Origin of the sequence: Hohaiivirga grylli (assembly GCF_039655745.1) — a bacterium.
Lineage (GTDB): Bacteria > Pseudomonadota > Alphaproteobacteria > Rhizobiales > Beijerinckiaceae > Hohaiivirga > Hohaiivirga grylli.
Genome location: NZ_JBBYXI010000001.1, coordinates 601,110 through 626,640, shown reverse-complemented (window position 1 = coordinate 626,640; position 25,531 = coordinate 601,110). Strand labels below are relative to the sequence as shown.

General features: G+C 48.2%; 21 protein-coding genes, 1 tRNA gene and 1 riboswitch. Of the genes, 9 read left to right on the top strand and 13 right to left on the bottom strand.

Going from position 1 to position 25,531, the window contains the following annotated elements:
- Nucleotides 1-123 precede the first annotated feature (123 nt).
- Both corA and WJT86_RS02660 read left to right on the top strand, forming a co-directional pair.
- The gene (gene corA / locus WJT86_RS02665) at nt 124-1,125 is read left to right on the top strand and encodes a magnesium/cobalt transporter CorA (RefSeq protein ID WP_346335937.1); all 1,002 of its coding nucleotides are present in this window, start codon (nt 124-126) and stop codon (nt 1,123-1,125) included.
- 167 nt (nt 1,126-1,292) lie between these two features.
- Entirely contained in the window at nt 1,293-1,805 is a 513-nt protein-coding gene (locus WJT86_RS02660) for an NUDIX hydrolase (RefSeq protein ID WP_346335936.1), read from the top strand.
- 854 nt (nt 1,806-2,659) lie between these two features.
- Here the strand turns inward: WJT86_RS02660 and WJT86_RS02655 are convergent.
- From WJT86_RS02655 to WJT86_RS02645, 3 genes are all read right to left on the bottom strand, one after another.
- A complete protein-coding gene (locus WJT86_RS02655) occupies nt 2,660-3,766 on the bottom strand; it encodes an acyltransferase family protein (RefSeq protein ID WP_346335935.1) in 1,107 nt (368 codons plus the stop codon).
- A 497-nt stretch (nt 3,767-4,263) separates the two neighbouring features.
- Nucleotides 4,264-4,339: transfer RNA gene (locus WJT86_RS02650), tRNA-Ala, on the bottom strand.
- 85 nt (nt 4,340-4,424) lie between these two features.
- Nucleotides 4,425-4,778 carry a TIGR02300 family protein gene (locus tag WJT86_RS02645; RefSeq protein WP_346335934.1) on the bottom strand — a complete coding sequence of 118 codons (354 nt, stop codon included), beginning with the start codon at nt 4,776-4,778 and terminating at the stop codon, nt 4,425-4,427.
- 312 nt (nt 4,779-5,090) lie between these two features.
- Here WJT86_RS02645 and aroA point away from each other — a divergent pair, with 312 nt between their 5' ends.
- The 5 genes from aroA to WJT86_RS02620 all read left to right on the top strand — a co-directional run bounded on the left by aroA (nt 5,091) and on the right by WJT86_RS02620 (nt 10,055).
- Nucleotides 5,091-6,434 (top strand): 3-phosphoshikimate 1-carboxyvinyltransferase, encoded by a 1,344-nt coding sequence (aroA, locus tag WJT86_RS02640; protein WP_346335933.1) that lies wholly within the window; start codon nt 5,091-5,093, stop codon nt 6,432-6,434.
- Between the two features lies 1 nt (nt 6,435).
- The gene (gene cmk, locus WJT86_RS02635) at nt 6,436-7,071 is read left to right on the top strand and encodes a (d)CMP kinase (RefSeq protein WP_346335932.1); all 636 of its coding nucleotides are present in this window, start codon (nt 6,436-6,438) and stop codon (nt 7,069-7,071) included.
- A gap of 112 nt (nt 7,072-7,183) precedes the next feature.
- On the top strand, nt 7,184-8,161 hold the full coding sequence (locus WJT86_RS02630) for an ABC transporter substrate-binding protein (RefSeq protein ID WP_346335931.1): 978 nt from the start codon (nt 7,184-7,186) through the stop codon (nt 8,159-8,161).
- Nucleotides 8,162-8,367: 206 nt separating this feature from the next.
- Nucleotides 8,368-9,264 (top strand): ABC transporter permease, encoded by an 897-nt coding sequence (locus WJT86_RS02625; RefSeq protein WP_346335930.1) that lies wholly within the window; start codon nt 8,368-8,370, stop codon nt 9,262-9,264.
- Nucleotides 9,261-10,055 carry an ABC transporter ATP-binding protein gene (locus WJT86_RS02620; protein WP_346335929.1) on the top strand — a complete coding sequence of 265 codons (795 nt, stop codon included), beginning with the start codon at nt 9,261-9,263 and terminating at the stop codon, nt 10,053-10,055. The genes WJT86_RS02625 and WJT86_RS02620 overlap by 4 nt, the downstream gene beginning before the upstream one ends.
- A 36-nt stretch (nt 10,056-10,091) precedes the next feature.
- On the opposite strand, the gene WJT86_RS02615 is transcribed toward WJT86_RS02620, so the two are convergent.
- A complete protein-coding gene (locus tag WJT86_RS02615; protein ID WP_346335928.1) occupies nt 10,092-11,312 on the bottom strand; it encodes an MFS transporter in 1,221 nt (406 codons plus the stop codon).
- A 174-nt stretch (nt 11,313-11,486) separates the two neighbouring features.
- Nucleotides 11,487-11,579, top strand: a riboswitch (TPP riboswitch).
- A gap of 67 nt (nt 11,580-11,646) precedes the next feature.
- Between WJT86_RS02615 and cytX the strand changes: the two genes are divergently transcribed.
- Complete coding sequence (cytX, locus tag WJT86_RS02610) at nt 11,647-12,867, top strand: putative hydroxymethylpyrimidine transporter CytX (protein ID WP_346335927.1); 1,221 nt, start codon at nt 11,647-11,649, stop codon at nt 12,865-12,867.
- A gap of 1 nt (nt 12,868) precedes the next feature.
- Here cytX and WJT86_RS02605 read toward each other — a convergent pair whose 3' ends face one another.
- The 9 genes from WJT86_RS02605 to WJT86_RS02565 all read right to left on the bottom strand — a co-directional run bounded on the left by WJT86_RS02605 (nt 12,869) and on the right by WJT86_RS02565 (nt 23,536).
- A complete protein-coding gene (locus WJT86_RS02605) occupies nt 12,869-13,636 on the bottom strand; it encodes a nucleotidyltransferase family protein (RefSeq protein ID WP_346335926.1) in 768 nt (255 codons plus the stop codon).
- Nucleotides 13,637-15,211, bottom strand: coding sequence for a tRNA (adenosine(37)-N6)-threonylcarbamoyltransferase complex ATPase subunit type 1 TsaE (gene tsaE / locus WJT86_RS02600; RefSeq protein WP_346336285.1), 1,575 nt, complete (start codon nt 15,209-15,211; stop codon nt 13,637-13,639).
- A gap of 96 nt (nt 15,212-15,307) precedes the next feature.
- A complete protein-coding gene (locus tag WJT86_RS02595; protein ID WP_346335925.1) occupies nt 15,308-17,797 on the bottom strand; it encodes a sensor histidine kinase in 2,490 nt (829 codons plus the stop codon).
- 197 nt (nt 17,798-17,994) lie between these two features.
- Nucleotides 17,995-19,392 (bottom strand): adenosylhomocysteinase, encoded by a 1,398-nt coding sequence (gene ahcY, locus WJT86_RS02590; RefSeq protein ID WP_346335924.1) that lies wholly within the window; start codon nt 19,390-19,392, stop codon nt 17,995-17,997.
- Between the two features lie 101 nt (nt 19,393-19,493).
- Nucleotides 19,494-19,829 carry an HPr family phosphocarrier protein gene (locus WJT86_RS02585; protein ID WP_346335923.1) on the bottom strand — a complete coding sequence of 112 codons (336 nt, stop codon included), beginning with the start codon at nt 19,827-19,829 and terminating at the stop codon, nt 19,494-19,496.
- A 28-nt stretch (nt 19,830-19,857) separates the two neighbouring features.
- A complete protein-coding gene (locus tag WJT86_RS02580) occupies nt 19,858-20,259 on the bottom strand; it encodes a PTS sugar transporter subunit IIA (protein WP_346335922.1) in 402 nt (133 codons plus the stop codon).
- A 196-nt stretch (nt 20,260-20,455) separates the two neighbouring features.
- Complete coding sequence (locus WJT86_RS02575) at nt 20,456-20,938, bottom strand: HPr kinase/phosphorylase (protein WP_346335921.1); 483 nt, start codon at nt 20,936-20,938, stop codon at nt 20,456-20,458.
- The gene (locus WJT86_RS02570) at nt 20,935-22,749 is read right to left on the bottom strand and encodes a stimulus-sensing domain-containing protein (protein WP_346335920.1); all 1,815 of its coding nucleotides are present in this window, start codon (nt 22,747-22,749) and stop codon (nt 20,935-20,937) included. Before WJT86_RS02570 ends, WJT86_RS02575 begins: the two co-directional genes overlap by 4 nt.
- Nucleotides 22,750-22,837: 88 nt before the next feature.
- Nucleotides 22,838-23,536, bottom strand: coding sequence for a response regulator transcription factor (locus tag WJT86_RS02565; RefSeq protein ID WP_346335919.1), 699 nt, complete (start codon nt 23,534-23,536; stop codon nt 22,838-22,840).
- Nucleotides 23,537-23,856: 320 nt separating this feature from the next.
- Here WJT86_RS02565 and WJT86_RS02560 point away from each other — a divergent pair, with 320 nt between their 5' ends.
- Nucleotides 23,857-25,455: a phosphoenolpyruvate carboxykinase gene (locus WJT86_RS02560; RefSeq protein WP_346335918.1), complete on the top strand. Its 1,599-nt coding sequence runs from the start codon at nt 23,857-23,859 to the stop codon at nt 25,453-25,455.
- Nucleotides 25,456-25,531: the final 76 nt, after the last annotated feature.

The following is a 25,531-nucleotide window of genomic DNA, read 5'->3' as shown; positions in this document are numbered from 1 at the left end:
GTTATCTTCATTCCCAAGCGACGATAACAACCGGAATAACTGGGCATATAAATCTTTCAATCTTCCAATTCTCTCCAACTCGCCTAAGCTGCAGGAATAACAACAGTCTCTGGAATTGGGCTCATGGCAAAGCAAGTTACTAAGAAAAGCAAGGATAGCTGTATCATCAATGCCGCCGTTTATCAGGGTAACGAGCGACTGTGCTCGGTTAATCTGGATGAAGCCGGGGAATGGGCCAAGAAGCCGGATCACATTGTCTGGATCGGGCTATACGAACCAGATGAGAAGATCCTGAAGAAACTTCAGAAGCAGTTCAATCTTAATCCACTTGCGATTGAAGATGCAAACCAGACCCATCAGCGCACCAAGGTAGAGCAATACGGTGACAGCCTGTTCATCGTCGCCCGGACTTTGGAATCGCAAGGCAAATATATCGCGCTGCATGAAACCCATATCTTTGTTGGCAAGGGCTATGTCGTGACAGTCCGCCATGGTGGCTCGGCAAGCTATGGACCTGTGCGGTTACGTTATGAATCTCTCGTGCACCCTTTCAAGGATAATGAGCAGTTTATTACTTACAGCCTGCTCGATTTTATCGTCGACAACTACATTCCGGTTGTTGAGCGCATCCATCATGATGTTGAACAACTGGAAGATCGCATCACCAAAGGCCCGTTTGAAGCAGAAGATGTTGAGGAGTTACATCGGCTACAGCGTAATCTCCTGCGCCTCAGAACGGCCGTCGCACCGATGGTTGAAGTCTGTAAGCGGCTTGAGCATGGTGATCTTTTACCTGTCCCGCCCGATATTCAGGAACTGTTCCGCGACGTGACAGACCATATCCGTCGCGTACAGGATGAAATCGAAGTATTGCGTGAAGTTCTCGTCTTTGCGTTCAATACGAATATGATGCTCGGCCAGGTCGCCCAAGGTGATATCACCCGCAAGCTCGCCGCATGGGCCGCTATTCTGGCCGTACCAACTGCAATTGCCGGTATTTACGGGATGAACTTTCAATTCATGCCCGAAACTCAATGGCAATATGGATATTTTGCGATTCTTGCAGTGATGTTCACGATCTGCACGACATTATATCTTTTGTTCCGCAAGAATGATTGGTTATAGAGCAAAATAATCTCAATATTGCCCTATTTAATAGTCATACACTTCAGACTGCGTTCAGACATATTGTTTTATACAATAATAACAGTAAAAATCGCGACGTAGTGATCTCTATTAACCATTTGTTAACCTTACAGGCGGACAACAAGAGAAAGTGTGAGTGAAAGACTATGCATAACTCCAACCAGACAAGGACGAAAGCAAGGCAATATGCCGCTTTGCCGTTCAGACTGAACGGAGGCAATGCTATTGAAGTTATGCTCATCACGTCCCGCGAAACACGCCGCTGGGTGATCCCGAAGGGCTGGCCGATTAAAGGCCTCAAGCCCCATGAAACAGCTGCCTGCGAAGCTTATGAAGAGGCTGGTCTGACAGGACGCATCACCAAGGAAGCTATTGGCTCCTTCCATTACGAGAAGCGTCTGAAAGCCGGTGACAGCATAACCTGTGAGGTGGAAGTCTACCCTCTCGAAGTTCGCCGCCAGTATGAAACATGGCCAGAGAAACATGAGCGTGACAAACGCTGGTTCAAGCTCTCGGATGCCGCAGCGCTTGTCGCTGAGGTCGATTTATCCGAGACACTTCTGAAGCTGAAGGCAGAGACATTATTGCGCCTGAACACAAAAGGCACCAATAAACTCATTCAGCGGCTTCATCTCAAAGAACCTGCCATTCAGGAGTAAGGATTGGCAAAGTATTTTGCCAATCCGTTGAATACGGCCTTTCCAGCGTAACCCACTCATCATATCAACAAACTTAATAGGCGCGACGCGATGCCGCGTTTTGGTCATTTGTCCAAGATCGTATGAATATATTACTTCAGCAAACAAAAAAATAATATAAAATTCATCATAAAATTCAAATAGATAAAACAGGCACAGCCTTAAAACATTATTCTTCGCCAGAAGTATTTATGTTCCCAGACATGCGCTGAGAACATGACAATGACTAAAATCGCGTATTGACCTGCGATAAGCGCACTGTATGTTGCATTCTGTAATGAGATGACAAGATCATTTCATTACTGCCCATCTGGGCGTTTCCTCCCTAAACTTCGGGCCGTACAGTTTGTGCGGCTCTTTTTTTTGTTAAATAGAAAATCCCGTAAAGATATAAAAAAGCCCTTGTCTCCTTCTGGGAAACAAGGGCAAGTTAGATACAGCCTATCCCCCTGGGGGCAGATAGAGATCGGCATGCATCGAGCAGTCCCCGTTCTGAGCCAGAACGAATACATCAAATACTGTTTACGCTGATATGGGAAAGCACCAAATCCGCCTCAAAAGACCGGTTAAGTCCGGAACGCTTATCATAACTATGCAAGCATTCTTTTCTGCAGACGCAACTCTACTGCCCCAATTTTATAGCTGGAATCAAACTGACATTTTTACTATTGGGCGTCTTGTAGCTTCATACATATATTTTGCCAATATGTTCAAAAACAGTAAAAAACCTTCCTAAAGCATTTATGGGAAGGTTTCTTAAGCCGTAAAAATTCAATGCTAAGATTGTCGGCAGATTACGTAGCTAATTGATCGGCTTAGATTGGTGAAAGCTTTTTCAATGTCACGGTAATAAGACGACTGGCCTGCTTCTGACTGCCATTCAAAACGAGTTTAAAGAAGCTAACCACAGGGCGCTCAATTAGCAAATGCAGAATATGGCCCGCAATGATACACATAACCCCAACACAAAGAACAAATAGGTCCATGGGGATTTTATCAATAATGCGCCACTTGATGAATGGAAAATACGCAAAGAACGGAAACAGGAACATGTGGGTCAGATAGAGAGAATAGGAACTCGCTCCAAGGCTTTGCCAAAACTTCCGCGCCAAAAAGCCCGTGCTGCTTTCATACGAGAGAAACCACAGAACAATTCCTGCTGCGGGAATTCCCCATACAAACCCACGCAAATCCAGAGATATGTCATGGTGCGCCCAAAGAACCAGTATCGCTACTGATAAAACAAGAGAATACCATCCAAGTTTTTTCAGGACTGCGGGGTAACGCAAATAGGCAACCGCAATCAGCATTCCAAAATAAAACTCAAGAATAATTGTGCTTGTTACCCAGCCAAAAATTAATGATGGAGGCGTCCAAAAACTTGGCATCATAAGAGATATCAAGAAAAAGACCCCAACCCCAACTATGAAAGTACGCCGGGCAAAGAGCATTCCAACTGAAACCAAAATGTAAAAATACATTTCGTAAGATAATGTCCAGCCCGCTGCTATTATGGGTGCAGACATGTCCAGTTGAGATTTGTAAGGAATAAAGGAAAGGGAATACAGGAGTTCATCAATAGGAATAGTAACGCCAAACCTTTTTATATAGGCGTACAATACGAACGTATAGATCCAGTAAATTGGTGCGATCCTCGTAATTCTGTCACGCAGAAACGGCAGGATTGAGCCTGCTCCTCTTGAGCATTCCCACGTTATGTATGTCATAACAAAGCCGCTGATAACAAAGAAAAGATCGACGCCGAAGCCGCCAAATTTCTCAAGAAACCAGAAATTTAAAATAAAGGAATCTGCGACTGTATACTGACCAGAGCCCAGAACTGTTAATCCGTGAACATGGTAAAATGTAACCAGTGCGGCAGCGATAGCGCGTAAGGCCTGAATAGAGTAGATGCGAGACATTAGGCAAAACGCTTAAAATTAAGCCTAACGGCACGTTGCAACACCTGCATTATTCCCGCGTTACAGGAATGATTTACGGATAGAACCGATAAAGGTGAATAGACCCTACTCATCAGAATTAATGCCCCCTGCATTAGATATTCTTTTGAATGATTTTAATTTAATTAATAGGCACTTTTTTGCATCTTAAGAAAGCAATGTCCAGTATTATGGTAAAAAAAACTTTACAAAACTTAACAAACCAAGCTTCTCCCTGATACCAGTGCAATAGCATGGAGTTTACAGATTAATAAATTTTATAGGTAAGCATGTAGAGAAAGTATAAATAGAATTTACAAAAAATTCTTATTCAAACAAATCATTATATTAATATAAAAACCGGGAAATTACTTGGCTTATGATATGTAAAAATAGATACTCAGGGAACCAGATGCTCAACCTGCTTTACAAACCAAAATGTATGAGAAGGAAAACAGCCTGTATACTATCAGACTATTTGGTGGAGCCAGGCGGAATCGAACCGCCGACCTCTTGAATGCCATTCAAGCGCTCTCCCAACTGAGCTATGGCCCCACTCTATAGACACCGCGATTTTCGAACCGCGGTGCATCTCTATAATCGGCTCTGAAAATATTCTCAAGTCCTTTTGAAAATATTCTCAGTTATCCTCATCTTCATCGAGATCGTTATCAATAAGGTCGGAGACATCACTGTCACCTTCTTCTTCCTCTTCAAGGAAGGTGTCATCATCATCCAGATCGTCATCAACATCGAGATCATCATCAAGAGAGATGTCACCAGCGCCCTTTTCGGCCTTGGCGACTTCATCAAGAGAGACCATCTCCGGAGCTGTCGGATCCAGTTCAGGATCTTCATCAACGATCGGAGCAATGGATACGACCTCAAAAACCGTTCCGCACTTAGGGCAGACGATTGGGTCTTTGTTTAGATCATAAAACTTAGCGTTGCAGCTTGCGCATTGACGCTTCGTGCCGAGTTCAGGTTTGGCCACAGATAAAGCCTTCAAGATCAGAATTAATTGAGAGAGTTCCGGTTAGTCGGCAACACGCTCATTGTCAAATAAGAATTACGGGTTTCAGAAGAAAATCTATCCCTTCCGTTCAGGAAAAATTCTAAAAATTATTATTTTACAATGAATTAAATAAAAAATTTCTGTTTTATTTTTTTATCGGAATTCTTATCTGAAAACTAATTCACAGCAGCACTTTCCACAAACTCATGCAAAATGGTGACGTGGATGCTCACTCATGCTAACCACTTCTGCTTAAGTTAAAGTGATATAGACGTTTTCTGGAGAACTACTATGGCTCATGCCGGTCATGACCCTAAACCAGCATCAGCCCGCTCGGGCTCCCCGCTTCGTGGCCGCCTGCGCGCTCCCGGAGACAAATCCATCTCCCACCGCTCAATGATCTTTGGTTTACTCTCTATTGGTGAGACAGTCATTGAGGGTCTGCTGGAAGGTGATGACGTTATCCGTACAGCCAAAGCCTGTGAGCAGCTTGGCGCAACATTAATTCATGATGGCCCGGGCAAATGGCGTGTTCATGGTGTCGGGATAGGCGGGCTTAAAGAGCCTAAGGATGTATTGGATTTTGGTAATGCGGGAACCGGCTCACGCCTGATGATGGGTGTTGCAGGTTCTCATCCGATTACATCAACATTTGATGGCGATGCTTCTTTAAGAAGCCGCCCGATGCGCCGTATTCTCGATCCATTAGAGAAAATGGGTATTAATGTTGTTTCCCAGACAGAAGGCGGACGCGTTCCTTTAACAATTAAAGGCCCTCGCGAAACTATTCCTGTAACCTATGAGACACCGGCTCCCTCTGCACAAATCAAATCCGCTGTTCTGCTGGCCGGTCTGAACTCCCCCGGTGAGACGGTTGTTATCGAGCAGGAGGCAACCCGCGATCATACCGAACGTATGATGAAACTGTTTGGTGCGGACATTACTTCTGTTCCGCATGGGCAGTTTGGCCGCAAAATAACCCTTAAGGGTCAGCCAACCCTGCAGGGCCGTAAGGTTATCGTTCCATCAGACCCATCTTCGGCCGCCTTCCCTCTGGTTGCCGCATTAATTGTTCCGGGTTCAGAAGTTGTTCTCGAAGCCGTTATGATGAACCCTCTCCGGATTGGCCTGATCGATACTCTGCTCGAAATGGGGGCTGACATTGAGCAGATGAACATCCGCGAAGAAGGCGGTGAAACGGTTGCAGACCTGAAGGTCAAGCATTCCTCACTGCAAGGGGTCTCGGTTCCGGCAGAACGTGCACCTTCAATGATTGATGAATATCCCATTCTCGCCATTGCCGCGAGCTATGCCCAAGGCACCACCCGGATGAATGGCCTGCATGAACTCCGTGTTAAAGAATGCGATCGCCTTGATGCTGTCGCTGCCGGGCTTGAGATGGCTGGCGTTTCTTTTGAGATTGAAGGTGATGACCTCATCGTTCATGGAACGGGTTCAGTCCGCGGCGGTGGCCCAGTCCAAACTCACCTTGATCATCGTATCGCAATGTCATTTCTGATCATGGGTCTCGCCAGTGAGACACCCATGACGGTTGATGACAGCACAATGATTGCAACAAGCTTTCCCACCTTCGTGCCCATGATGAAAAGTCTTGGAGCCGCAATCGGGGACTGACATGATCATTGCAATTGATGGCCCAGCAGCTTCCGGTAAAGGTACACTCGCAATCAAGATCGCCCAACACTATCAGTTTGCGCATCTTGATACAGGGTTATTGTACCGGGCTGTTGCCTTTCTGCTTTCGCAAAAGGGGCTTGATTTACAGGATGAGCCTCAAGCGATTGCCATGACCCATGAAATTACTGAGGCTGTTCTTGCTGATCCACATTTGCGTGGTCGGGAAATGGGTGAGGGCGCCTCAGTTGTTGCGGCTCTCCCCGGCCTGAGAGCTGCTCTGGTAGATTATCAGAGAAAATTCGCAACAAGCTTTCCGGGAGCTGTTTTAGACGGTCGCGATATTGGCACCGTAATCTGCCCGGATGCTGATGTGAAGCTGTTCGTGACAGCTTCTCTGGAAGAGCGTTCCCAACGTCGCTTCAAGGAACTATCCGCGAAAGGTCAAAGCTACACTTACGAAGATATCCTTGCAGATCTCAAGAAACGCGACGAGCGGGATTCTGGCCGCAGTTCAGCCCCTCTGAAAGCCGCAGATGACGCCTTTCTCATTGATACAACCAATATGACACCGGCTGAGGCGCTTAAAATGGCAATCCGTATCATTAACAGCAAACGGACAAAACCATCTGAATGATCAAGCGTTTCATAAGGCTTTTTGCTTACTCAGAATGATTGCGGCTCTTCATAGATTTCAGTATGTATTACAACAATCTGGCGCTTAGCCAATCATAGTGGAGATGGATATAATGCAGAACTCATTCAAAAGGCAGCTGATGCTCAAAGCAGCAGCAGGACTTCTTGCACTTGCTCCTTTCAGCATGGCCCATGCAGCAGAGCCGTCCTTGGTTGCCATTAGTTCCATCGTTGACCACCCTGCCCTCAATGCAATCCGTGACGGCATTCAAGATGAGCTGAAAGCAAAAGGCTATGACGACAGCAAGGTCAAAATCATCTTCCAGAATGCACAGGGCCAGCCATCAATAGCAACACAGATTGCCCGCAAGTTTGTTGGCGATAATCCGGCAGTCATTGTTGCGATCTCAACTCCATCTGCTCAGGCCGCAATGGCAGCAACCAAAGATATTCCGATTGTATTCTCGGCAGTTACGGATCCGGTTGCAGCCAAACTTATTGACGATGCTGACAAACCAGGTGGCAATGTTACAGGTACCTCGGATCGTGCCCCTCTTGCTGAGCAGATTGACCTGATCAAGGAAATGACACCGCAAGCGAAGACAATCGGTGTTATTTATAATCCAGGCGAGGCAAACTCGGTTGTCAGTATTTCCCAGTTCAAGGAAATTGCAGCACAGAAGGGTTATAAGGTCGTTGATGGTCCTGCAACAAAATCTGCGGATGTTCAGGCTGCTGCCCGCTCACTGGTCGGCAAGGCCGATGTCATTTACGTGCCGACCGACAACACCATTATTTCAGCGCTGGAATCTGCAATCCGCGTAACAAACAACGCAAAAATCCCACTTTACACGGGTGATACAGATAGTGTTATGCGCGGCGCAATCGCCTCCCTCGGTTTCAACTACTATGATATGGGAAAGCAGACAGGCGATCAGGTTATTGCCATTCTTGAGGGGCAGAAAATTTCTGATCTTCCTGTTCGCTATGGCAAAGGCTCAGAGCTTTATCTGAACAGTAAAACAGCAAAAACCATCGGGCTGGTTATACCTGAAGACCTTCTCAAGAAAGCTAAAAAGAACGTCGAGTAAGCACAGGTTGTTTCCCGCATTGGATAAATAGACAGTGCGGGAATTTCTTTTTGAGCAGTTGTTAGAAAATTGCTCTGAGTTCTGGACTCATACGCAATATTCGCGTTAGTTGCTTCAAAAGAATTTTCAGGAAGGCTTACAGGCTTACCTCAACTTCTCTCTAAACGAGGAAACGTGACTATGGAAGTTGCCGGAAAGGGCGGAAAATGAGCTTATTTGCTTTCATTGGAGGCATTGAAGCAGGACTGATCTACGCCTTTGTCGCATTGGCAGTTTATTTGTCTTTCCGAATTCTTGACTTCCCTGATCTCACCGTCGACGGGTCTTTCCCGCTTGGTGCGGCAGTTACTGCAACATTAATCAGCATTTCAGGCTGGAACCCTTGGCTTGCAACCCTGATGGGAATGTTTGCCGGTAGTCTTGGGGGGCTAGCCACGGCCTATTTTTCTGTTCGCTGGGGTATCTTGCACCTTCTGGCATCCATCCTGACCATGACGGCGCTTTACTCCATCAATATCCGCGTCATGCAGGGGGCCGCTACGATGGGCCTGTTGAATGATGAAACTATTCTAACACCCTTTATTCATCTAGCTAATTCAGCTGGGCTCCCAGAGATGTATACTCGGCCTATAGTCTTGGCCGCCTTTGTAATAGCTGCTTTTGTCATCTTGAGTTGGTTCTTAAATAGTGAACTTGGTTTATCAATGCGCGCTACCGGTGCGAACATTAGAATGTCTCGTGCGCAAGGTATCAATACCAGCCGTCAGGTAATTATAGGTATGATGATTTCAAACGCCTTAGTTGGTCTTGGTGGCTCTATATATGCTCAAGCCAACGGCTCCGCTGATGCAAGTCTTGGAACAGGTACTATTGTTGTTGGACTAGCCGCAGTTATCATCAGCGAGACTCTCATCCCTTCACGTAAAATATGGGTACGTTTACTTGCCTGCATTGTAGGCGCGATCGTTTATCGTATGGTTATACAATTAGCTATGGATGTTGATTTCTTAGGCTTTAAAGCTTCTGATCTCAACCTCGTCACGGCATTGATTGTTCTGATCGCCCTTGTCGTACCTAAACTCAAGAAGAAGGTCTTCGCATGATCGAAGTCCAGAACCTCTCCATCACCTTCAATCCCGGCACGCCAAATGAGCGCCGGGCTTTGAAAGATATCTCCCTTCGTCTTGAGAATGGTGAATTTGCCTGCATCATTGGTTCAAACGGCGCGGGTAAATCGACACTTCTTGGCTCTATCGCCGGCGATGTGCCTTTAAGCGGTGGCCGGATCATGGTCTCTAATACAGATGTGACCAAGCTGCCAGCAGAACAGCGCGCAACCTATATTGCCCGCGTCTTTCAGGATCCGTTACTGGGAAGCTGCGGCGATCTCTCCATTGCAGAGAATCTTGCACTTGCCTCAGCACGTGGCAGAAGGCGCACTTTCAGACGTGCCCTGAACCGCCATTATATTGAGACTGTAAAAGGCCGCATCTCAGAACTCGGACTGGGCCTTGAAGATAACCTGAGCCAGCCAATGGGTTCATTATCCGGCGGACAGAGACAGGCTCTATCACTTGTGATGGCAACTCTGTCACCCTCCAGCGTTCTTCTTCTGGACGAGCACACGGCAGCTCTTGATCCACGCAATGCAGAGTTTGTTCTTGATCTGACAAAACGCTTTGCCGAACGCTATGGACTCACGGTTTTAATGGTCACCCACTCCATGCGACAGGCATTGGATATGGGCACACGCACCATCATGTTGCATGAAGGTAATATCATTTTTGATGCATCAGGCAGCCACCGGAAAGATCTCACAATTGAGGATCTGCTCGCCCAGTTTCGCAGGGTCAGAAATGAGGACATTTCGGAAGACCGTCTACTCGTTGGATAACAAAAAGGCCACCTTCTGGTGGCCTTTTTTTAAATCTTAGCCGCGCACGCTTTTCCGTCCGGGAAGGAAAACTGTCAGAAGCCCAATTGCTGGCAGATAAGAGCAGATGTGATAGACGAAACTTATGCTGGTGTGGTCAGCGAGCTCCCCAAGAACAGCGGCTCCTAAACCACCAACACCAAATGAGAGCCCAAAGAACAGACCGGCAATCATCCCGACTTTCCCGGGATTAAGCTCTTGCGCATATACAACAATTGATGAGAAGGCTGATGATATAATCAGGCCAATTACAATGGCGAGAAGACCCGTCCAGAACAGATTTGCGTAAGGCAGCATCAACGTGAAGGGTAGAGCGCCAAGAATTGAGAACCAGATAACAGCCTTGCGTCCGATACGATCTCCTATCGGCCCGCCAACCAGTGTACCAACAGCCACAGCACCAAGGAAGTAGAACAAATAATGCAGAGCTTCACTGTTTGAAACATGGAATGTTTCTTTCAGGTAGAAGGTAAAATAACTGGACATGCTGGCCATATAGAAGGCCTTGGAGAAGACCAGCAAAACCAGAATAGAGAGAATGATCTTGATACGTAGTGAAGAGATGCCAACAGGTGGCTCAACGCTTTTAAGACCTGTTTTCTTGCTGGCCTTGCGCTGGTCACGCATCCACATCCCGATCCATGCCAGAACGCCAATTGCAACAACCGCAACCAGTGAGAACCACAGAAGACTGCTCTGTCCGTATGGAATTATGAAAAGAGCTGCCAGCAGTGGCCCAAAAGCAGAGCCGGCATATCCACCCACCTGAAAGACAGATTGTGCCATTCCGTGGCGCCCACCCGACGCCATACGTGCAACACGTGAAGCTTCAGGATGAAAAATCGAAGACCCCATACCAACGAACGCAACAGCAACCAGTATCTGGGTATATGAAGTGGCATGGGAGAGCAGCAGAATACCGATAAGCGATAATCCCATCCCTACAGCCAGTGAAAAGGGCTGTGGTTTCTTGTCCGTATAGATACCAACAACCGGCTGCAGAATTGAAGCTGTCAACTGGAAAACCAGTTGTATTAAACCAATCTGCCTGAAGCTGAGATGCAGGCTGTCTTTAATCAGTGGATACATTGAGGGAATCAGGGATTGCACAACATCATTCATAAGATGAGATAAGCTGATCGCAATCAGAATGCTCAATGTCACGGTTTCTGTCAGCCTTGCTGATGGCGGCATCAAACTCTGCTCTTCACTACGCACATTCCTATCCTCAGCACATCATAACAGCACATATTCCCTCAATATGCCTGTTTGTTCAGGAAGAAAAGCCATTTGATTTATTCCGTCAATGCTCTGCAACGAAAGTCGATTTTTCCCAATCTGAAATGTGCCTATATCTTCTCTGTACTCCCTTTACGAAACGTATGGGGATTTTGAAACCGAATGGGGTGCCCAACTGGGCTGAGATAATACCCATTGAACCTGATGCAGTTTGTACTGCTGTAGGGACTTCGGATGAGACACCAGCCTGCTATCCTCGCTGCCTGCCCTATCTACCTTTCTGCCATTCAAACTGTTTATGCGGGAAGAGATTATGCAAACAACCCATAGTTATTCATGGTTCTCCCTTGCCCTACTCTGGTTCGGAGCAGCAGTATCCGTTGCAGAAATTATGACGGGAGGCATGATTGCTGCCGCTGGTCTATGGCCGGGTTTATGGGCAATTCTTCTTGGGCATATTGTTGGGGTCATTTTATTGGGGTTGGTTGCACTGATCGGCTTTCGAGAAAAAATGCCATCAATCATGTGTACACGCATCTCATTCGGCCAGAGAGGCTCATGGCTGTTATCAGTCGCCAATGTCATTCAGCTGATTGGCTGGGCAGCGGTGATGGTTCAGCAGAGTGGGCTTGCTCTTGGTGGCATCATCAATAAGCTATGGAATATTGAGGCTACAACAATCGCCATCGTCATCATGGGTGCTCTCATTGGCTTATGGAGCCTTTGGGAGGTTGAGGGACGCCAACGGAAGAATACAATTACGGTTATTCTGCTCTTCCTGTTAACAGTTTTTATAAGCTGGGTATTATGGGGAAAAGCAGGTGATGCATCAGCTATATCTGTGTCTCCAGAACCACCCATGCCATTCAGTAAAGCCTTTGAGCTTTCATTCATTATGCCTTTAAGCTGGCTGCCTCTGGTCGCAGATTATGCATATCGCTCGCGCAGCGCATCTGCAGCTACACTGGCACCAAGCCTTGGATATCTTGTGGGCAGCCTGTGGATGTACGGCATTGGCTTTATAGGTGCACTTTATACGGGCGAGGCAGACCCAACCCCAATGTTACTGGCAGCAGGCCTTGGAATTGTTGCTCTGAGTATCGTTGCCCTTTCAACAATCATGACAACTTTTCTTGATGTTTATTCAGCAGTGGCCTCTGCACGAAATATCGTGCCAGAATTACCTGAGAAAGGTTTGAGTATTGCTGTCATCTCAATCGGTACATTGCTGGCGCTCTACAGCAATATCTATGAAAACTTTCTGATGTTTATCGGAGCCATCTTTGCACCAATGGCCGCAATCCTGCTGACAGATTATTTCCTGTTACGCCATGATGCCCGCAGTAGCAGATTTAACTTTAGTGGCCTTATCTCTCTTGGCCTCGGCTTTGCAGCTTTCTTCATCTGCAGCAGGTTAGGCAGCCCTCTTGGTGGCGGATTAAGCAGTATTGTTCTGACAGCAATCATCCATGTGCTTATCAGGAAATCTGCCCGATCGCACCTCCTGAAAGCATCAACCACAACCAAGTCATAGCTTAGCGGGTGCTTGCTTCTACACAGGCTTCCGCCTCAGCTATTGCTTCAACTGTTCCGACATGCAGCCAGATGCCATCCAGCCTCAGGCCATACAAACGTTCTTTGGCAATAGCCCTGTCAAAAAGCAGGTTCATTGAAACGGGACCAGCCGGGATATCATCAAACAGCTCAGGCTTGGCAATGGCGACACCCGCATAAACAAAGGCAGCCATTTCACCTTCAGGACGCCTTTGCAGACGTCCTAATGTATCCATCAGGAAGTCGCCTTTACCGCTATAGCCGATGCTTGCAACATTGGATGCCAGAAGCAGCAGAATATCCATCTGCTCAGGATTCCAGTGCTCAAGCATCCGCTCAATATTTGGGTGCGCACCCTCAATCCAGAGCTCGTCAGAATTCAGAATGAGAAATGGTTCAGGCTGGCTCTGGCCTGCAACCAGATACGGCATTGCTTTCTTGATCCCACCAGCAGTCTCAAGCAGCTCTCCCCGCTCATCAGAAATGGTAATATGCGGCGCCTTGCGATGAGACAAATGCTCTTCAAGCTGATCAGCCAGATAATGAACATTAACAACAACCTCTGTAATGCCAGCCTCAGCGACACGATCCAGAGAATAATCAATCAACGACTTTCCACAAACGGGAACCAGAGGCTTGGGCATCGTATCGGTCAGAGGCCGCATACGTTTTCCAAGGCCAGCGGCCAATACCATTGCCCGGCTGACTGCCTTATGAGGGCTGATTGTTTCTTTCTTCTTGGAAGCCATTTATGCCTCATCGTTATTTTGCGTATTCTGCGTTTTGGACAGATGCGGCAGATAGGCATCGAACCATTCTTTAAGCTGGGCCAAAGCAGGATGTGCCAGATTACGACGCAGATAATTTTCAATGCGTGGCAGGTGATTAAGATACTGTGGTTTATGATCCCGCTTATCCAGACGTGCAAATATACCGAGTATTTTTGTTGCACGCTGGGCGCCCATGATTGCATAGGCTCGGGCAAAACTGGCCATATCAAAAGTTTCATCCAGTGCACGGCGCTCGCGGATGTAATGGCCAAGGAGTTTCAGTTCCAGATCAGGAGCCACGTCAACACGGGCATCCTGCAAGAGTGATGCAACGTCGTAGCTTGGGTGCCCAAGAACGGCATCCTGAAAATCAATGACACCTAGCCGTTTGACACCTTCACGCTCTGGCAACCAGATCAGATTGGGTGAGTGGAAATCGCGGAGTGTCCAGGTTGGGGTTGCCTCAGTAATTTCCTTAAGTGTTGCAGCCCACAAGTTGGCAAATTCAAATTTAGCAGGTGATGACAGCATGCGGTTGGCGATATGGGGGACATACCATTCCAGCAAGAGATCAACCTCAATAAGCAGTGCCTCCATATCGTATGGTGGCAGAATGTGATCTACGCCATCAGCAACCGGCAATACCTGCGGTAGTACGGTACTATGCAGGCGTGACAGCAATGTCGTAGCTTCAGCATAGCGCTCAGGAATTGGGCCATTGCCATCAACAACAGGCTCACTGCCGAGATCTTCAATCACCAGAAGACCAGCTTCCAAGTCTTCGCCATAAATTTTTGGCGCACTGAAGCCTAAGGCACGCAGGCCTCTGTCCATGGCAACAAAAGCGTTAATGTTCTCTGCCAGCTTTGCAATCGTGCTGTAAGATTTGCCCCGTCGAATAGGCGGGCCATCAGGGCGTGCCGGTGAAATCATCAGAATGGATGTCTCACCATTCGGGCGAACGAGGCGCTCATAAAGACGAGACGATGCATCACCTTGCATTGTCACGCGGCGTGCATCATTCCAGCCGCTCTTTCGCAGAATACTCTGGGTTGCCTCAAGGCGCTCAAGCCTTGGAATCATATCACCTGTTGCCGTGACAATCGCGAGGCGTTTGTTGGAATCCGTAAAATCAAGTTCCATGGTGATATTCAGATAGGAGGCCGGCAAAGCGGAAGGTGCCCGTTCAGCCCATTCTATCAGAACAACCGCACCCTCAACCTGCTCTTCCCAACCGAGTTCAACCAGTTCATCCTCATTGCCCAGACGGTAAAAGTCTGCATGGACAATCGGGCATGGCTCATGACGGGCATAACCCTCGTAATTCTGGATCAGGGTAAAGGTTGGGCTCGGAACCTCAAGCTCTGCATCTTTAACAAGAGCCTGAATTAAAAAGCGTGCCAGAGCTGTTTTACCAGCACCAAGACCGCCGCTCAGGGCAATTGTATCTCCGGCCTTCAGCTCTTCACTGAGGACACGGGCAAAGTCCCTTGTTTCTTCTAGGTTTGCAAGGGTAACACGCCACACTGGGCTGTTATTCGCCGTCTGATACATCACATTGCATCCTGGTTAAAATAAACTTGGGCTTTAGCTGGCAAAAGAGGCTAAACGAAGAACCTAAAGAAACCGTTTTAAAATTATTGAGCCGCTTCATGATACATCTCCCGTCAGATTTGTCGGGAAGAAGCAGGTCATAATGGCACCATTACCTGCCGTTGTCTGAAGCTGAATATGTCCGCCATGAAGTTCCACAAGTTGACGCACGATTGCCAGTTGCAGACCAACCCCACGATGCCCACCGCCATCATAGCTATTGCTTTCTTGTCCTTCGAAGATACGGGCACGGATAGAGGCCGAAACACCCTGCCCTTCATCTGCAACACTCAATGCGATCTGCTCATTCTCCCGGCGTGCAGAAATACGGATAGCCTGCTGGGCAGCTGATGCACCAACAGCCCCGGACAGCATGTGGAACAGAATTTGTCTTATACGTTTGCCGTCAGCGGTAAAGGCTCCAATATCGTCAGGAACATCAAATTCCAGCCGGAGACCGGCCTCTGCAATACGGTCTTCAATACCCCGAACCGCTGTCTCAATCGCTTCACGGATATCAACATTCTCAGGCACCAGCTGTAATGAGCCAGCATCAAGCCCTGCCAGATCAAGAATATCATTGAGCAAGGCAAGCAGTGCCTCAGATGACCGTTCAATATGCCCCGAATACTCGCGCTGTTTTTCATTCAGCGGGCCGATTGTTTCACTGCCAAGCATCTGCGTGAAGCCAACAATATTTGTCAGTGGTGAACGCAATTCATAAGAAACATCATAAACGAACAGATCGCGCAGATTGGAAGCGCGCTCAAGTGCAGCATTTCGTTCAGTCAGTGCTTTGGCAAATTTTTCACTTGCCGTGATGTCACTGAAGGTGAGCAGGGTCGCACCATCCGGTAGCGGCTGAGCCATACATTCAATACTGACTTCATCAGTGCGTTCAATACGACAGGTTGTTCCCAACCGGGTTTCCGGCAAACTGGCAACTGCTGCACGGATATCAACCCATGCTGCACTTTCCGGAGCAAGCTCCCGGCACTTCCCGATAACAACGTCAATATGCGGATGCTCAGCCAGCCGCTCATGCGACAGGTTCCACATTTCAGCAAATGCATGATTAGAGAGGCGCAGTTTACCATCCTGCCCAAATACCGCTACACCTTCGCGCAGGGTATCCAGTGTCTCACCCTGTACACGTACCAGTGCATTGAAATCTGTTTCAAGCTGGAAGCGGTCCGAAACATCATCAAACAGATAGGTCAGGCCACCCTGCGGGTTAGGATTGGCAACAACGCGTAATGTACGTCTGTCCGGAAGGTGCCACCACATTTCCCGCGGCTCAACAGCATGATAAGCTGATAACACTTCCGCCTTCCATGTACGGAAATCAGCCTGTTCGGGAAGCTTCCTGTCAGTCCGGAGATTTTCCAGAATTTCACCATCTGTCGGATGACTGTCCAGCAAGCTTGCTGATATACCCCAAAGGCTTTTATAGGCTGCATTATAGAACGACAGCTTCTGCGTTTTATCAAAAATGGCAACAGCTGTTGGTAGCTGATCAAGGGTTTGCCCATGGGCCTCTGTCTGCCGCCGCAGATCTGAGCGCATCGCTTCAAGATCTGTCACGTCAATGGCAATACCCGCACTTCCACCCGGAGTCAGACGCTCAACAACATCAACGATACGGCGTTTCCCTGCAACAACAGCAGCCACACGGGCTTCATAAGCTTCACCAGCTGTCCGACGTCTGGCAGATTCTTCACGCGCCATCCGGTCAAGAAGCTCAAGAGAACGCTCACGGGCTTCAACAAGTGTGTCAGCCTCAACAGCATCAAGAAATGCCTTATTCGTCCAGATCAGAACATCCTTTGCGTCACGGAACCAGACAGGATGCGCCAATGAATCCAACAGACCAATCACGGCATCCAAATCACACTGAATATCATTCAGCTCTGACTGCACTCTGAGAAAATCAGATCTCTCATCGCCGATATCTTTCAGTCGGAGAACGGCCTGCCCGGCACAGGTTGCGCCAAGTGCTTCAACAAAACCACCATTGAGCCGACGCAGAATAAGACGAAAACCTGTTCCTCTCTGCTTAAGAGCCTCAAGAGCAGCTTCCAGCTTTGCAACATCTGTTGCAGCCACCCAGGAACCGAATGCCAGTGCCCGTTTGACGCTCGTACCCGCACCTGCAACAGATGGGTCACCCTCGAAATGTGGTTCTGCCCGTCCAGACCAGCTGACAATTAATTGCTTTTCAACGCCAAGGATCAGCTGAATACGATCTTCAGCTTCCTTGAGAGCAGCAATTTCAGCCAATAGAGCAGCCTGCTGGCGCTGCCCCTTGCGCCGCTCAAAAACCAGTGCGCTCGCAGCCGCAACAGAGAAAACCGTCAAACCAGCCGCAATCGCAAAGGAGACAATATTTGCGGGGTCTAACCCAGCCATGGACAAGGGTGATATCCGCGTTGTCTGAGCAACTGCATTTCCAGCCAGAAAGGTGCTGCCCAACAGAGATGCAGCAAGACTTAAGGTTCTTGATAACCTGCTGTCTTTCTTCTGCTGTTTCTGCCTATGAGCGAACATTTCATCTTTCCTGGACATCAGATAGCCAATGTGAGCGACCTGCCTTGCGAATCAGTCACTTTAACCCGCCTATGCTAAATGCCAGAAGCGAAAGAAAAGGTCATCCACCTACTCTTCCACCCTTTTCCAGAACAATCTCTGTTTGAAACAAAAAAGCCCGGCAAAACTGCCGGGCCTGTGACTTTTAAAAACTGAAATCAGTAACGGTAGTGGTCTGACTTAAACGGACCTTCAACCTTCACACCGATATAGTCAGCCTGTTCCTTGCTGAGCTTTGTCAGCTTCACACCGATCTTGGCGAGGTGCAGCATGGCAACCTTCTCGTCAAGGAACTTCGGCAGAGTATAGACCTGATTTTCATACTTGTCTGACTTCTGGAACAGCTCAATCTGAGCCAGTGTCTGGTTTGCAAAGGATGCAGACATCACGAAGGATGGATGACCTGTTGCGTTACCCAGATTGACGAGACGACCTTCGGACAGAAGAATGATGCGCTTGCCATCCGGGAATGAAATTTCATCAACCTGAGGTTTGATGTTGTTCCATGTCAGGTTCTGAAGTGAAGCAACCTGAATCTCGTTATCGAAGTGACCGATGTTACAAACAATGGCACGATCCTTCATGGCGCGCATATGTTCGATACGGATGATGTCCTTGTTACCTGTTGCGGTGACAAAGATGTCAGCACGCGGAGCGGCATCTTCCATTGTTGTGACTTCATAGCCTTCCATCGCAGCCTGAAGGGCGCAGATCGGATCAACTTCAGAAACCAGAACGCGGCAACCTGCATTACGCAGAGATGCGGCAGAACCCTTACCAACGTCACCGAAACCAGCAACCATGGCAACCTTACCGGACATCATAACGTCCGTACCACGGCGGATACCGTCAACCAGAGATTCACGGCAGCCATAAAGGTTGTCGAACTTGGACTTTGTGACAGAGTCGTTGACGTTGATGGCAGGGAAGAGCAGCTTGCCTTCCTTGGCCATGGCATAAAGACGATGAACACCTGTTGTTGTTTCTTCGGAAACACCGCGAATGTTCTTGGCAAGTTCAGCGAACCAGCCTGGCTTTTCCGTCAGTGTACGACGGATCAGAGCAAACAGGATCTCTTCTTCTTCAGAGCCTGGCTTGTCGAGGAATGCTGTATCACCCTGCTCAGCGCGCAGACCCAGATGAACCAGCATGGTGACATCGCCACCATCGTCGAGAATCATGTTTGGTGTACCGCCATCACCCCATTCAAGGATTTTGCGGGTGTAGTTCCAGTAATCTGTCAGGCTTTCACCCTTAACGGCAAAAACCGGAATACCGCTAGCTGCGATGGCAGCTGCTGCGTGATCCTGAGTTGAATAGATATTGCATGAAGCCCAGCGGATATCAGCACCAAGAGTTGCCAGTGTCTCAATCAGAACAGCTGTCTGAATGGTCATATGCAGTGAGCCAGTAATGCGAGCGCCTTTAAGTGGCTGGCTTGAAGCATATTCTTCACGAATAGCCATCAGGCCCGGCATTTCTGTTTCAGCGATGGAAATTTCCTTACGGCCCCAATCGGCGAGGCCAATATCCTTCACGACGTAGTCGTTTGACATGTTCTATTCCTGAAATGGTTTGAGCAATAAAATTCACTCACTGTGTAACAGAATGCGGCACACAGTTCAATAAAGACATAAAGATTTCTTTATATCAAAAATTATTCGTCTTCACCAAAACGGTTAGAAACGAGATCAGACAAGGCTTCCAGACAGGCTTCCGCCTGCTCACCGGACGTGACAACCGTAATGGTGGTGCCTTGGGCTGCAGCCAAAGTCAGCAGGCCCATGATGGAAGAACCACCAACAGTCTCACCACAGCGCGTTACCGCGACTGTTGCATTAAAGCTTTCTGAAGTCTGGACAAACTTTGCCGAAGCACGGGCATGCAATCCCTTGCGATTGACAATCTTTAATTCACGGACAAGTGCGCCCTCTGGCACAGTTACCGGAGGGCAGTCACAATCACCCGCGTTATGATTTGCACCATCTGTCATTCTTGTGCCCACCCAGAAAATTCGTTGATTATTTACCCGCTAAAACACGGGACGCAACGTTGATGTACTTGCGCCCTGCTTCCTGCGCATGCAGGACGGCATCTTCCAGTGTTTCATGCTCACGGACGCTTGCAAATTTAATGAGCATTGGCAGGTTTATACCGGCAACGACTTCTACAAGCTTGTTGCTCATGCATGAGAGCGCAAGATTTGAAGGGGTTCCACCGAACATATCTGTCAAAACGACAACACCCTGCCCGGAATTAACGCGGCACACAGCCTCCATAATATCCTTACGACGAGATTCCATATCGTCCTCGGGACCGATCGTAATCGTTTCGAGCTGTTCTTGTGTACCGACCACATGCTCCAACGCTGCTTTAAACTCCAGCGCCAGATGGCCGTGGGTGACGAGCACCATACCTATCATAGCAATCCAAATCCCAACACCCCTTGGGGCGGGCGCTTATTTTCGTCAATGGCGCGCCAAGTTCAAGAGGCTAATTACAATTAATTCTAAAAAAGTATCTTAAAAACCGAAAAAACCTTACTTTTCATATACATATCCTTTTGTATATAGACCTGTTATTTTTGTGTCTATATCGCAGGAATTATAAACTTATACGCTATAAAAGTCTTTTAAAATCAATGTGAACGCCATCAGCACCTGTTGCAGTACCTTTGACGACATCCAGAATATAAGAGGCAATATCGTCATTTTTGAGCCAAACAAGATGCGGCAATTTGACACCAAGCAGATTAACCGTTTCCGCCCCTTCTTCCGGCATACGAGGCGCCTGTTCAGTCAGGTCAATAACCAGTCTGATAACGGCAGCTTCTTCAGAGGGCACTTTAACAATACCAACTCCACGAATTTCAATAAGCCCGCTGATCATCTCTACCGGACGTGCAATCAGACGACCATGCTGAACTTCCAGCCTTGTACGATCATCACTGACAAGACATCCAAACATGCTGCTGGCCTGTGCTGCAGCTATCAGTTTTCTCGAAACTGTTGACTTTCCCGAACCAGTATTCCCCCGGATCAAAACACCAATATCGTCAATAAGAATGCAATTGGCATGTATTGTTGATCGCTCCGGCTTCATTTTTTTGCAGCCTTGGCGTTACGGCTTGGTTTTGGAGCAATATAAACCGGTAATTTGATAATAAACCGTGCCCCTTTTCTATCTTCCGGATCATCCTCCGAGCCGCCTGGTTTTACCAGATTTTCAACGGTAAGCGTTCCACGATATGCCTCAATAATCTGGCGTGAGATTGATAATCCAAGACCCGAATTCTGACCAAAACCCTGATCAGGACGGTCGGTGTAGAAGCGCTCAAAAACGCGCTCAAGTGCATGAGGCGGGATACCGGGCCCTTCATCTTCAACTGTAATCTCAACCATCTGCTCTTTGCGGGAGAGATGAATATCAATTGTCGCATCAGGAGGTGAGAAGGATGTCGCGTTATCTATAAGGTTGCTGACAACCTGCCCAAGACGGCTATCATGGCCAAGAACCTGATACAGATTATTTCCGGATTTATCGGAATCTATTGTCAGTACAATATTAGGCTCATGCTCAGCCCGACGCTCTTGTGCAACACCAACAACAGCCTCAAGAAGCTGCCCGATATCAATCACTTCTGCATCCTGCCGAACAAGCTCTGCATCAAGGCGGGACGCATCAGAAATGTCAGTTATCAGGCGATCCAGACGGCTCACATCATGCTGGATGATTGCCATCAGCCGTTCCCGGGATTCATCATTACGGGCCAGAGGGAGTGTTTCCGTTGCACTGCGTAATGATGTCAGCGGGTTTTTAAGCTCATGCGCGACATCCGCCGCAAAACGCTCAATGGCCTCGATCCGGTTATAAAGCGCATGTGTCATATCTCTCAGCGCACCAGACAAATGCCCGATTTCATCAGAACGGTCTGTAAAGTCTGGAATTTCCTGCCGCAGTCGTACGCCTTTGCGCACGCGTTCTGCCGCCTCGGCAAGCTTGCGAACCGGGCCGACAATTGCACCGGCCAGAACCATCGACAGAACAATCATAACCGCAGCAGCAACAAGGAAGATGCGGACAAGGGCCATACGTTCCGCGCTAATAATGCCGTCAATATCACCACCTTGCGTTGACAGAAGCAAGGCTCCCCTCACAGAGCGATAACGTTGAACAGGAACGGCAACCGAAACTATTGTTTCGCCATGACCATTAACGCGGACTTCATACTGGCGCTTACCTCTTAAAGCGTCGCTGACTTCAGAGAACTTCAGCCCGTCAATCGCCTCAAGGTCATCAACATTCTTTGGCATACCGTTGAACCAGGCACGGATAGCGGACCAGGTCTCCTGAAACCATGAAGGATGTTTACGCCCGTTAACAGGCGGGAGGTTAAAGCTGAAGATATCACCGCGGGAATAAAAAGCCCGCGTATCCAACAACATAACACCATCGCGATCATAAATTCTGGCACGCGTGCGGGTCGGCGTTACCAACCGACGTAATAATGGTGCAACACGCTCAGGATTCAGGGAGAACTCCAGAGGAGAAACGGCATCATCACCAAGCCCCAATGTTTCACCGGCCTGCATCTGCAAAAGCTTGTCTGGATCAATTGTAATGGTATCCGTATCAACAGTTGCGGATGAGGCAATGGCACCGGCAATAATTTCACCTTGGGTCAGCAGGCTCTGAACACGTGCCTCAATCAGGCCTTCTCTGAACTGGTTCAGATAGAGAAAGCCAAGCAGTAATGCGAACAGTCCTGCAAGATTAAGAACAACAATGCGGCGTGTCAGGCTTGAAGAAGCACGCACAACAATGCTGCGCCAAAATTTGCGCAGCTTTACCAGACCACGTGGCGGAATGGCCCGTTGCCCTGCCTCCGTATTACCAGATTGTTCCGCCGCCATATAACAGACCCCATTTACCGGCTATTTTATATACCGGTAATGATACCGCAGAAAAGCTTTCCGCGGTATATTTGAGAACCAGCTTCTATCATGCTTCCTTGAAGCGATAGCCAACACCATACAGTGTCTCAATCATATCAAAATCTTTATCAACCAGACGGAATTTCTTACGCAGACGTTTGATATGACTATCTATTGTGCGGTCATCAACATAGACCTGATCATCATAAGCAGCATCCATCAGGGCATTGCGGCTTTTCACAACACCCGGACGCTGAGCAAGGGCCTGCAGAATCAGGAATTCTGTCACGGTCAGAATCACCGGTTCGCCCTGCCATGTACAAGTATGACGTTCCGGATCCATTTTTAGCTGACCACGCTCTAAGGCCTTGGCATCCGCCTCGCGCACGGCAGCCTGATCACGCGGGGCCGCACGTCTCAAAACAGCTTTGACACGTTCAACCAGAAGTCTTTGAGAGAAAGGTTTGCGAATAAAGTCATCAGCCCCCATTTTGAGGCCGAAGAGCTCATCAATCTCTTCATCCTTCGAGGTCAGGAAGATGACCGGCATGTCTGATTTCTGACGGAACCGGCGCAGAAGCTCCATTCCATCCATGCGTGGCATTTTGATATCAAAAATTGCCAGATCAGGTGGAGACTGTGTCAGACCGTCCAATGCAGATGCACCATCCGTATATGTCTGAATACGATATCCCTCCGCTTCAAGCGCAATGGAAACCGACGTCAGGATATTACGGTCATCATCAACAAGAGCAATGGTTGGCATATAGGCTTCCTCAAAAATCAAACTCACACGAGTTATATATGTATTCTGCCATAAAGTTTTACAGGGGGCGAGATAGATACAGGGAAATAAGTTTTTCTTGTGGCAGTATTTTTCTGTTTTTAAATACCTCCATGCTAGTCGGATGGCTAATACCAAGGCAGTAGCTTTTACCTAACAATTTATACTATAGGGGTGTCAGGGATTAATGCCCGAAAGAAAGGGCTTTTTTCCAGCAAAAGAATAGCGCTATTATAGCAGGGGGTTATTTTAAGCTCCGCAGGTTGCCGGACACCACCCAACAGCTACTGGAGGAAAATATCTTGGAAAATATTGGTATCTTCAACGCTGCGAATGGAGCAGATCGTTCAGGCTTCAAAAACCTGAAGTGTGTCTACTGGAATCATGTCGCCCCACGGCTGTACGAGCACGCCCTCGCCCGTCAGGAAGCCCAACTTGTTGCCGGTGGCGCTCTTATTGCCGACACAGGAGTGCATACAGGCCGCTCTCCAAAAGATAAATTCATTGTCCGCGACCAGAATACTGAAAAGGCAATCTGGTGGGATAACAATGGCGCTATAACCCCGGAACAGTTCGATACGCTGTTCGAAGATTTCATCAAGCATGCCGAAGGCAAAGAGCTGTTTGCTCAAGATCTCTACGGCGGAGCTGACCCGGAATATCGAGTGAAGACACGCGTATTCACGGAATACGCATGGCACTCACTGTTCATTCGCAACCTCCTGATCCGCCCAGATCAGTCAGAGCTGGCAGGTTTTGCACCAGAACTGACAATCATTGACCTGCCATCCTTCAAGGCAGATCCGAAGCGTCATGGTTGCCGCTCTGAAACTGTGATTGCCTGTGATTTTACCCGTAACATCGTCCTGATTGGCGGGTCGTCCTATGCCGGTGAAATCAAGAAATCGGTCTTCACATTCCTGAACTACACCTTGCCGCCAAAGTCTGTCATGCCAATGCATTGCTCAGCGAACGTCGGCAACAATGATGATTCAGCCGTCTTCTTCGGCCTCTCCGGCACAGGTAAAACAACGCTGTCGGCTGATCCTAAACGAACACTGATTGGCGATGACGAGCACGGCTGGAGTAATCGCGGTATCTTCAACTTTGAAGGTGGCTGTTACGCAAAGACCATCAACCTCTCCCGTGAAGCGGAGCCTGAGATTTACGCAACAACCGAGCGTTTTGGTACTGTTCTTGAGAACGTTGTCATTGACCCGGTCACCCGTCGTCCAGACTTCAACGACAATTCAAAAACAGAAAACACCCGTTGCGCCTATCCGCTTGAATTCATCCCGAATGCAAGCCTGACCGGTCAGGCACCTATTCCGAAGAACATCATCATGCTGACATGTGATGCTTTCGGTGTCCTGCCTCCGATCTCGCTTCTGTCACCTGCACAGGCAATGTATCACTTCCTTTCGGGTTATACCGCCAAGGTTGCCGGTACAGAAAAGGGTGTGACAGAGCCCGAAGCAACATTCTCAACCTGCTTTGGCGCACCATTCATTCCGCGCCATCCATCCGTCTACGGCAACCTGCTGCGTGATTACATCGCGAAGTACAATGTTCGCTGCTGGCTGGTGAATACAGGCTGGACCGGTGGTAAATATGGTGTCGGTCACCGTATGCCAATCAAGGTCACACGCGGACTGCTGACAGCAGCTCTTGATGGTTCCCTGACGAAATCGGAATTCCGTAACGATCCATATTTCGGTTTCCAGGTTCCGACTGCGGTTCATGATATTGATACCACAATCCTGAATCCTGCCCTGACATGGGCCGACAAGAGTGATTATGAAGCAACTGCCAAACGACTGGTCGGCATGTTCCGTGAAAACTTCACAACGTTTGAAGCTTATGTTGATGACGAAGTGAAGAACTCAATGCCAAAAATCTGAACAAAGGAATAAAAAACAGAAAGCCCCGGTGTCAAAGCCGGGGCTTTTTTGCATTTTAAAACCCTTTTCAAAGATG